The organism is Kocuria sp. CPCC 205297 (assembly GCF_040981035.1).
Classification (GTDB): domain Bacteria; phylum Actinomycetota; class Actinomycetes; order Actinomycetales; family Micrococcaceae; genus Kocuria; species Kocuria marina.
Genome location: NZ_JAVKPY010000010.1, coordinates 143,552 through 152,996, shown reverse-complemented (window position 1 = coordinate 152,996; position 9,445 = coordinate 143,552). Strand labels below are relative to the sequence as shown.

The 9,445-nt window shown below is 67.1% G+C and carries 8 protein-coding genes and 1 pseudogene; 5 read left to right on the top strand and 4 right to left on the bottom strand.

All coding sequences use genetic code 11. The features are described from left to right. Window positions 1-244 precede the first annotated feature (244 nt). Entirely contained in the window at window positions 245-454 is a 210-nt protein-coding gene (locus tag RF650_RS10985; protein WP_368814924.1) for a hypothetical protein, read from the bottom strand. Between the two features lie 99 nt (window positions 455-553). On the opposite strand from RF650_RS10985, the gene RF650_RS10980 reads away from it, so the two are divergent. Then, a complete protein-coding gene (locus RF650_RS10980) occupies window positions 554-1,681 on the top strand; it encodes an aminotransferase class V-fold PLP-dependent enzyme (protein WP_368814923.1) in 1,128 nt (375 codons plus the stop codon). Window positions 1,682-1,739: 58 nt separating this feature from the next. Here RF650_RS10980 and RF650_RS10975 read toward each other — a convergent pair whose 3' ends face one another. Continuing rightward, window positions 1,740-2,501, bottom strand: a complete 762-nt coding sequence (locus RF650_RS10975; RefSeq protein ID WP_368814922.1) for an IclR family transcriptional regulator — start codon at window positions 2,499-2,501, stop codon at window positions 1,740-1,742. Window positions 2,502-2,703: 202 nt separating this feature from the next. On the opposite strand from RF650_RS10975, the pseudogene RF650_RS10970 reads away from it, so the two are divergent. Continuing rightward, window positions 2,704-3,836: pseudogene (locus RF650_RS10970) on the top strand (NAD-dependent malic enzyme). Between the two features lie 97 nt (window positions 3,837-3,933). Beyond that, window positions 3,934-5,541, top strand: a complete 1,608-nt coding sequence (aceB, locus tag RF650_RS10965; protein WP_131333490.1) for a malate synthase A — start codon at window positions 3,934-3,936, stop codon at window positions 5,539-5,541. A gap of 179 nt (window positions 5,542-5,720) precedes the next feature. On the opposite strand, the gene RF650_RS10960 is transcribed toward aceB, so the two are convergent. Together RF650_RS10960 and RF650_RS10955 are read right to left on the bottom strand one after the other, a co-directional pair. Then, window positions 5,721-6,107 carry a GtrA family protein gene (locus RF650_RS10960; protein ID WP_368814921.1) on the bottom strand — a complete coding sequence of 129 codons (387 nt, stop codon included), beginning with the start codon at window positions 6,105-6,107 and terminating at the stop codon, window positions 5,721-5,723. Between the two features lie 209 nt (window positions 6,108-6,316). Next, the gene (locus tag RF650_RS10955) at window positions 6,317-7,363 is read right to left on the bottom strand and encodes an NAD(P)-dependent alcohol dehydrogenase (RefSeq protein WP_064847457.1); all 1,047 of its coding nucleotides are present in this window, start codon (window positions 7,361-7,363) and stop codon (window positions 6,317-6,319) included. A 212-nt stretch (window positions 7,364-7,575) separates the two neighbouring features. Here RF650_RS10955 and RF650_RS10950 point away from each other — a divergent pair, with 212 nt between their 5' ends. Continuing rightward, window positions 7,576-8,946, top strand: coding sequence for an NAD-dependent succinate-semialdehyde dehydrogenase (locus RF650_RS10950; protein WP_368814920.1), 1,371 nt, complete (start codon window positions 7,576-7,578; stop codon window positions 8,944-8,946). A gap of 37 nt (window positions 8,947-8,983) precedes the next feature. After that, entirely contained in the window at window positions 8,984-9,421 is a 438-nt protein-coding gene (locus RF650_RS10945; protein WP_052160891.1) for a hypothetical protein, read from the top strand. The last annotated feature ends 24 nt before the right edge of the window (window positions 9,422-9,445 follow it).

Below are 9,445 nucleotides of genomic sequence, written 5' to 3'. Positions count from 1 at the left end.
CTCACCAACCCCGCCGCCGGCACCAGCGGTAACACCGGAGGCGACGCCTAACCCACCAACCCACCACCACGACGCCCCCACACCGCGCGGCACAGTGACGTACCGCCGCGCGTTCACCGTGCCCGGGCCGTGATGGGCCGGCGAGAAGCACCCCGTATGACTGCCCAGGTGAGTCGATTGGTTCGACGACGCAGTCCGCTGGCTAGGGCCCCGCCCGCGTGGCACCGTGATGCGCACCCGAATTTCATCTGCGGATCGTAAATTGAAAATTTACGGTTTGACTAGTGGCGATGTCCGGCATCCAGGCTGTGGTGCGCATCAGCACACTTCCGGGGGCCTGCACATTATGGAACTCAATCGCCGAAATCTGGTCGCGGGAACAGCAAGCCTGGGCGCGCTGGCGGCGGGCGGCCTCGTCACCTCCCCCGCCCACGCCCACCAGGGTGGGCGCCATGGTCGAGACCCCTCCGGACTGCCCACTGCATCGCGGACCCCCGCAGGCCGCCTGGCCCGTGACGAGAAGTACTGGCGCACCGTCGCACGGCATTTCCGCATGGACATGCCCGTCACCAACTTCGAGAACGGGTACTTCGGAGCGAACCCTCAGAACGTACGAGATACCTATGCCCACGCCAACCGGACCATCCAGGAACAGAACTCTTGGTTCCTCCGCAACGCGTACGAGGAGCGCATCACAGATGTGCGGGCTCGACTGGCGGAAGCTGTCGGGTGCTCCGTGGAGGAGATCGCCATCACGCGCGGCGCTACGGAGGCGCTACAGGCCCTGATCGGCGGCTACAACAAGCTCAAGCCCGGTGACGCCGTGGCCTACGCCGATCTCGACTACGACTCCATGCAGTACGCCATGAAGTGGCTCAAGGACCGCCGCGGGGTGGACGTGATCGCCACCGCGATCCCGGAACCCGCGACGTACCAGAACGTGATCGATCATTACACCAAGCTGCTCCGGGGCAATCCGCGGATCACATTGCTCCTGCTGACCCATATCTCCCACCGCACGGGCCTCAAGCTGCCGATCGCGGAGATCAGCCGGATGGCCGCGCAGCACGGGGTCGACACGATCGTGGATGCCGCGCACTCGTGGGGCCATGTGGATTTCAGCGTCAGGGATCTCGAGAGCCCCTTCGTGGGGTTCAATCTGCACAAGTGGATCGGCGCACCGCTGGGCTGCGGCTTTCTCTACATCAAGAAGGATCGCCTTCCCGATATCGATCGTCATTTTGCGGACGAGGACCACGACGCCGATGACGTGCGATCACGGATTCACACGGGAACCGCCAATTCGGCCAACTACCTGGCGGTCCCGGCGGCTCTGGACTTCCACCGAGCCGTGGGAGCCGCCAACAAGTTCGCGCGCCTGCAGTACCTGCGTGATCGCTGGGTGCACCAGGTCTTGGACGTGTCCAATCTGACCATCATGACTCCGGAGGATCGGCGCATGTACGGCGCACTGACGTCCTTCCGGATCGACGGGAACACGACCCGGGAACGCAGCGTAGCCATCACCGACTACCTCACCAAGGCGTGGGGGATATTCACGGTGCGTCGCGGCGGTGTGACGAACGGCGAGGTCATTCGTGTGACCCCCGCCCTGTACAACACACCGCAGGACAGCGACCGCTTGGCGCGGGCATTGAGGGCTGCCGCCAGGCGGTTCTGAAACCCGTGGACCAAACGGTACCGGGACCGACGCGGCGTCGAGACTCGGACGAAGGCGCTCAACCGGGCTGGGCCAGCTGTCCGCACAGCCGCTCGGCGGCCTCGCGCAACAGGGGCACGGCGCGGTCGCCGAAGTCCCAGTCCACGCGGGACGTGGGCCCGGACACAGAGATCGCAGTGGGTGTGGGCGCATCCGGCAGTGCCATGGCGAAGCAGCGCACGCCGATCTCCTGTTCCTCGTCGTCCACGGCGTAGCCGCGTTCTCGGATCTTTTCAAGGTCGTCGAGAAGCTCGCCCACAGTCCCGAGGCTCTTCTCGGTGGGGGTGGGCATGCCCATGGACGCCACGATGGACACGACCTGCTGTTCGGGCAGGGTCGCCAGGATCGCCTTGCCCACACCGGTGTCGTGCACGTGGGCGCGCCGGCCCACCTCGGTGAACATGCGCATGGAGCGGGAGGACTGCGCCTGACCCACGTAGACCACCATGTGACCGTCCAGCACCGCCATGTTGGCGGATTCCCCCAGTTCGTTCACGAGCCCCTGCAGGACTGGTTGCGCGTAGGTGCCCAGTTGCAGGCCCGCCGCATAGCCGAGGCGGATCAGTCCGGGGCCCAGCGCGTAACTGCGGTTGGGCAGCTGACGCACGTAGCCCAGCGGGATCAGGGTGCGTAGCAACCGGTGGATAGTGGGCAGCGGAAGATCCGCCCGGGATGCGAGCTCGCTGAGGGAGGACTCCCCTCCGGACGCGGTGATGATGTTGAGAAGGTCGAAGACCCGCTCCACCGATTGCACGCCGCCCGCACTCTTGCCTTCGGCCATGGCCGTTCTCCCTCTGCTGCCGGAGCGATCACCGCCCCGCGTGGGGTCGCGTACGGTGACCGCAATGTGAAACACGTCTCACGAAGACCTTGTCATGCCTCGTACTCTACGCCTAGGATTCAATTAATGAAATTTATTTTCCATAATACGGATAGGTAGCGGGCCACCGCGGTTCCGCTCGACTCGGAAGGAAACCCGTCACATGGCGGCTCCCAACCCCGGCTACTCCATGGTCCTGCGCATGGAAGCGCCCGCGACCTTCAACTCCACGAGTGAGATCACCACGGCGGCGGCCGCCGCCGGCGCCCAGGTGACCGCTCTGGACCTCGTGGAGTCCTTCCCCAACAGCGTCGTCGTGGACATCAGCTGCAACGTGTCCAACGCCGAGCACCGGGACGAGGTGCTCGACGCGCTCAACGCCCTGGACGGCGTCAAGGTCCACAAGATCTCCGACCGCACCTTCCTGATCCACCTGGGCGGCAAGATCGAGGTCGCCCCGCGCGTGTCCCTGCGCAACCGTGACGACCTCTCCCGCGCCTACACAACGGGCGTGCCCCGCGTGTGCATACCCGTCCGAGAGAGCCCCAAAGACGTCCGGCGGCTGACCGTCAAGCGCAACACCGTGGCCGTGGTCACGGACGACACCGCGGTACTGGGCCTCGGTGACATCGGACCAGCCGCGGCCCTGCCTGTCATGGAGGGCAAGGCCGCCCTGTTCAAGGCGTTGAAGGACGTCAAGGTGGTCGTCTCCGGCGTGGGTGCCGCGGGTCACGCGATCATCCGGCTGCTACCCACCGACGGCGTGGCCAACATGATCGCGTGTTCACGTAACGGCGCGATCCACTCGAGTGAGAGCTACACCGATTCCCACCGGCGGTGGATCGCCGAGAACCCGAACAAGGACAACTTCTCGGGCTCCCTCGAGGAGGCCGTGGCTGGTGCGGACGTGTTCATCGGCGTCTCCGCCCCCAATGTCCTGGACGGCAACGACATCGCGACCATGACCGACGACGACATCGTCTTCGCCATGGCCAATCCGGATCCCGAGGTCCACCCCCGTGGAAGGTGCCGAGCCCGCGACCGTCGTGGCTACCGGTCGGCCGGACTTCCCGAACCAGATCAACAGCGTGCTGGCCTTCCCCGGGCTGCTGGACGCGGGCGCTTGCGAGATCACCTCAGAGGTGCTCGCGGCCGCCGCGAGGGCCATCGCCGACTGCGTGCACGAGGACGAGCGCAACGCGAGCTTCATCGTCCCCAGCGTGTTCGACCAAGAACGTCGCCCCGGCCGTGGCCGAGGCCGTGAAGTCCGTGGCGGAGGCCCCCCAGGCCGGCTGACGGGAACGACCGGGTGCGGCGGCGTCGTACCGAGTGCAGGGCCTGCCGCACCCGCAATGAGCAGTACAAACTACACCGAAAATCCAGGAGGCAACCCATGAGCATCACCCACAACACACCCGACAACATCCCCGCCGCGAACGAGATCCTCTCATCCGACGCCCTCGCATTCGTGGAGGCGCTGCACGAGAAGTTCGCGGACCGTCGTGAGGAGCTGCTCGGCAAGCGCGAGACCGCCCGCGCGAAGGCCGCCGAGAGCGGCACCATGGACTTCCTCCCCGAGACGCGCGAGGTTCGGGAAGGCGACTGGAAGGTCGCCCCGGCCCCCGCGGCCCTGCAGGACCGGCGCGTGGAGATGACCGGACCGGCGTCGCCCGCGAAGATGGCCATCAATGCCCTGAACTCCGGCGCCAAGGTGTGGCTGGCGGACCTCGAGGACGCCGCCTCCCCCAGCTGGGCCAACCAGGTGGACGCGATCGCCAACCTGCGCGACGCCGCCCGCGGCACCCTGGGCTTCACCTCCCCGGAGGGCAAGGAGTACAAGCTCCGCGAGGACGTGCCCCTGGCCGTGGTGGTCATGCGCCCGCGCGGCTGGCACCTGCCCGAGTACAACATCACGGTCAACGGGAAGACCGGTTCCGGTTCCCTCACGGACTTCGGGCTGCACTTCTTCCACACGGCGAAGCAGCTGATCGAGAACGGCCAGGGGCCGTACTACTACTTGCCCAAGATGGAGTCCTACCTAGAGGCGCGACTGTGGAACGACGTGTTCACGTTCGCGGAGGACTACCTGGGCATCGAGCACGGCACCGTTCGCGCGACCGTGCTGATCGAGACCATCCCCGCCGCGTTCCAGATGGACGAGATCCTCTACGAGCTGCGGGACCACGCCTCCGGGCTCAACGCCGGACGCTGGGACTACCTGTTCTCCATCATCAAGTACTTCCGCGACGCCGGGGAGAAGTTCATCCTGGCGGACCGCTCCGCCGTGACCATGACCGCTCCCCTGATGCGCGCGTACACGGACCTGCTGGTGCAGACGTGCCACAAGCGCGGCGCGTTCGCGATGGGTGGCATGGCCGCGTTCATCCCGTCCCGCAAGGATGAGGAGGTCAACCGGGCCGCCTTCGAGAAGGTCCGCAACGACAAGACCCGCGAGGCCAATGACGGCTTCGACGGCTCGTGGGTGGCCCACCCGGACCTCGTGCCCGTGTGCCAGGAGGTCTTCGACGGCGTGCTCGGCGAGAAGCCCAACCAGGTGGACCACCAGCGCCCCGACGTGGACGTGACCGCCGAGATGCTGCTGGACGTGCCCTCCGCGGGGGACCAGCGCACCGAAAAGGAACTCAACGCCAACCTGTACGTGGCCATCCGCTACGTGGCGGTGTGGCTGTCCGGCAGCGGCGCGGTGGCCATCCACAACCTGATGGAGGACGCCGCCACCGCGGAGATCTCCCGCTCGCAGATCTGGCAGCAGATCAAGAACGGCGTGGTCTACACGGACACCGACAACACCGCCACGCGCGAGCTCGTCTCCGACGCACTGGACACTCAGCTCGAGGTGCTGCGCGGTGAGATCGACCAGGAGAACTACGAGAAGTGGTTCGTGCCCGCCGGGCGGCTTATCTCGGACATGGTGCTCAGGGAGGACTACCCGGCGTTCCTCACGCTGTCCGCCTACGACCTCATGGAAGGCAGCAAGTAACACCGGCGCACCTGGACGCCACCCCGGCCCCCGCCACGACCGCCCCGCGCGGCGGGGGCCGCACCCTCTCTACCGGCGGGCTTCGGTCACCGCGCGGACCTGCTGCTCGCGGGCACGGACGCTGACCTCCCACGGTTCCTCCCCGGGGACTCCGGGACCCGCCAGCCCGTGCACACGTGCTACGTCCTGGCGGATCTCGTCACGGAGCGGACGCCCGGCGACTGGGGTGCCGCGGCGTCGTCGGCGACCGGGGAAGCGGGTGGTCTCGCGGCCCTGGCTGAGCTCGCCGGGGTCGACGGCGCGGCGGCACCCGATCTCGTGGCCCGCGTCCACAAGAAGCTGCGCACCGAACCGGTCGAGGACACGAACGCCTCCACTTCCGGGTGCCTGCTCCCCCGTGAGCTGAAGGTCCACCGTTTGTTCGGCGAGCAGGAGACCACGCTGGCGATCGTGGTGGCGATGAGCAGCGCGGTGGTGGGCTTCTCCTCCAGCACCGCCCACTTGAGGAGGACGTTGATGCCGATGGTGGTGAGGTAGCAGATGCCACCCACCGTCAGGAACCGCATCTGACGTTTGCCCCGGGTGGTCGAGGTCGATCCGGTGCCGGCGGACTGCGTCGTGGTGCTTTCCCTGTCAACGTGTCAGGCCCGTGTTCAGGAGTGCTTTCAGCGGACGGGAGCGGCTCCACAATCTACACGAGGGCGGGACACGGCCCGTGCACGCACAACGCCCCGGACCGTAGTGGTCCGGGGCGTTGTGCGTGCTGCGCGGGTGTTCAGATGGTCTTCGCGTCGATCACGAAGCGGTAGCGGACGTCCGAGTCCACCACGCGGTCGTAGGCCTCGTTGATGTCCTCGGCGCTGATCAGCTCGATCTCCGCGGTGACACCGTGCTCGGCGCAGAAGTCCAGCATCTCCTGGGTCTCGCGGATGCCGCCGATGTTGGAGCCCGTGAGGGACTTGCGGCCGCCGATGAGCGAGCCCGCGCTGACCTCCAGGGCCTCGGTGGGCAGCCCCAGCAGGACCATGGCACCGTGCGGGCGCAGGGTGGCCATGAACTCCTGCACGTCCACGTGGGCGGAGACGGTGTTGATGATGACGTCGAACTCGCCCTTGTGGTTCTTGAGGGCCTCGGGATCCTCCTTGCGGGCGATCCAGTCGGTGGCGCCGAAGCGGCGGCCGTCCTCCTCCTTGGAGCGGGTCTGGCTGATCACGGTGACCTCCGCGCCCATGGCGGCGGCGAGCTTCACGGCCACGTGGCCCAGACCGCCCATGCCCACCACGGCCACCTTGGAGCCCTCGGTGACGCCCCATGTCCGTAGCGGGGAGTACGTGGTGATGCCCGCGCACAGCAACGGCGTGGTCGCGGCCGGGTCCAGGTTCTCGGGGATGTGCAGCGCGAAGGCCTCGGAGACGAGGATTTCGGTCGAGTACCCGCCGTCGGTGGGGCGCCCGTCGAAGCGGTCCTTGCCGTTGTAGGTGCCCACGGCCTTCGGACAGTTGTTCTCCTCGCCCTTCAGGCACCACTCGCACTCGCGGCAGGAGTCGACCAGGCAGCCGACGCCCGCGCGCTCGCCGACCGAGAACTTCGTGACCTCGGAACCGACCTCGGTGACGCGGCCGATGATCTCGTGTCCCGGGACCATGGGGAACTCGATCGGTCCCCACTCCTCGCGCACGGTGTGGATGTCGGAGTGGCAGATGCCGGCGAACTCGATTTCGATGCGGATATCGTCCGGGCGCAGGTCCCGGCGCTCGATGGTGCCCTTCTCCAGCGGGGCGTCGGAGGCGACGGCCTGGTAGGCAGCAACATTGGTAGTCATGGGCCGTGACTCTAGACCCCCGCCGTGGCCTTGTCACGTCACTCCTTTCACAGGGGACCATATCCGCAGACAGAACAACATGGACCCGGCCGTTGCTCGCCCAGCCCATCCTCGAATGCCCCCCGTGCGGGGCGTTTCGAGGAGCCGGGAATATCTGCGGGAACCTCCCCGCTGTTATTGATGAGTTTCATCGAGATGAGTGAGGAGTCATCATGGCTTTCCGTACGGAGAATCCCGCCACCGGCATTGTGGAGCAGGAGTTCACCTCGGCCACCGATGCTGATGTCACCCGCGCGATCGAGCGCGCCGACACCGCGTTCGCTTCCTGGCGCAAAACCCCGGCCGCTGACCGCGCCAAAGCGCTGGCCGGTGTCGCCCAGGCGTTCCAGGACCGCGGGGACGAGCTCGCGCGCGTGATCAGCACCGAGATGGGCAAGCCCTTCGCGCAGGCGCAGGGAGAGGTCGCACTCTCGGCATCGATCTACCAGTGGTACGCCGACCACGGCGAGAGCCTGCTGGAGGAGGAGACCCTGGACGTGGGTGACGACGCCAAGTCCGTGGTCGTCACCGAGCCCATCGGTGTGCTCATGGGTGTCATGCCGTGGAACTTCCCGCAGTACCAGGTGGCGCGTTTCGCGGCCCCGAACCTCATGTTGGGCAACACCGTTCTGCTCAAGCATGCCTCCATCTGCGCCCGGACGGGTGAGCTGATCGAGGAAATCCTGCACGCCGCGGGTATCCCGGAGGACGCCTACATCAACCTGTTCGTGAGCACCGACCAGGTGACCACGATCATCGAGGACCGGCGGGTGCGGGGCGTGTCCCTGACCGGCAGCGAGGGCGCCGGTGCCGCGGTGGCCAGCACGGCCGCGCAGAACCTGAAGAAGAGCGTTCTGGAGCTCGGCGGGTCCGACCCGCTGATCGTGCTCGACGATGTGGACGTGAAGGAGACCGCTACGACCGTGGCAACGGCGCGGATGAGCAACGCAGGCCAGGCCTGCAACTCGCCCAAGCGCATCCTGGTGCCCGCCGGCATGTTCGACGAGTTCGTGCAGACGGTCGTCGAGACCGTCGAGGGCATGCCGGTGGGGGACCCGCTGGCGGAGGACACCGAGATCGGCCCCCTGTCCTCCGTGCAGGGCCGTGACGACGCCGTGTCCCAGGTCGAGCGTGCGGTGGAGCAGGGTGCAACCCTGCACACCGGTGGTAGGGCTCTGGATAAGGACGGGGCGTGGATGTCCCCGGCGGTACTGACCGGCGTGACCCGGGAGATGGATGCGTTCAAGGAGGAGATCTTCGGTCCGGTGGCAGTGATCTACTCCTACGACTCGGTGGACGAGGCGGTGGAGATTGCCAACGACTCCGACTTCGGTCTCTCCGGCTCCGTGTGGGGCCGGGACACCGCGAAGGCCGAGGAGGTGGCGCGCCGTCTCGAGGTGGGCATGGCCTACGTCAACGAGCACGGCACCACCCTGCCGGGTCTGCCTTTCGGTGGTGTGCGCCGCTCGGGGTACGGCCGTGAGTTGGGCCGGTGGGGCTTCGGCGAGTTCGCCAACCACCACCTCGTCCGCGTGGCCAGCTGACACCCGCCCGGCGCCCACCACGAGAGAGGTTTGCACTATGGCTCGCATTACCAAGGCTCTGCAGTCCCTGACCGCACCGTCTCCCAAGCCCACTGCGACGGAGACGGCGGCGCGCCTGGCCCTGGGAGCATTCATGTCCACCGCGGGCATATCCCACTTGACCTTTGCCCGGGAGGACTTCCAGGCACAGGTTCCGGACTGGTTCCCCATGGACAAGGACACCGTGGTTCTGGCCTCCGGTGTGGTGGAGATCGCCTTTGGTGCCGCACTGTTGGCGCTGCCCAGGCAGCGCGCAGCCGTGGGCGCCGGTCTGGCCGCGTTCTACGCCGCGATCTTCCCCGGCAACATCAGCCAGTACGCCGAGCGGCACGACGCATTCAATCTGGACACTGATGCCAAGCGGCTGGCCCGGCTGTTCGGTCAACCGGCCTTGATCGCCGCGGCCCTCCGGGCCGGGGGCTTCCCCCGGAAGTAGTCGGAAGCGCAGGACGCGAGCCGG

Coding starts and splice junctions, on each gene's coding strand:
- RF650_RS10985 (WP_368814924.1), bottom strand. CDS start 454: ATGGCGCCCACCCTGGTGGGCGTGGGCGGGGGAGGTGACGAGGCCGCC.
- RF650_RS10980 (WP_368814923.1), top strand. CDS start 554: ATGGACATGCCCGTCACCAACTTCGAGAACGGGTACTTCGGAGCGAAC.
- RF650_RS10975 (WP_368814922.1), bottom strand. CDS start 2,501: ATGGCCGAAGGCAAGAGTGCGGGCGGCGTGCAATCGGTGGAGCGGGTC.
- aceB (WP_131333490.1), top strand. CDS start 3,934: ATGAGCATCACCCACAACACACCCGACAACATCCCCGCCGCGAACGAG.
- RF650_RS10960 (WP_368814921.1), bottom strand. CDS start 6,107: ATGCGGTTCCTGACGGTGGGTGGCATCTGCTACCTCACCACCATCGGC.
- RF650_RS10955 (WP_064847457.1), bottom strand. CDS start 7,363: ATGACTACCAATGTTGCTGCCTACCAGGCCGTCGCCTCCGACGCCCCG.
- RF650_RS10950 (WP_368814920.1), top strand. CDS start 7,576: ATGGCTTTCCGTACGGAGAATCCCGCCACCGGCATTGTGGAGCAGGAG.
- RF650_RS10945 (WP_052160891.1), top strand. CDS start 8,984: ATGGCTCGCATTACCAAGGCTCTGCAGTCCCTGACCGCACCGTCTCCC.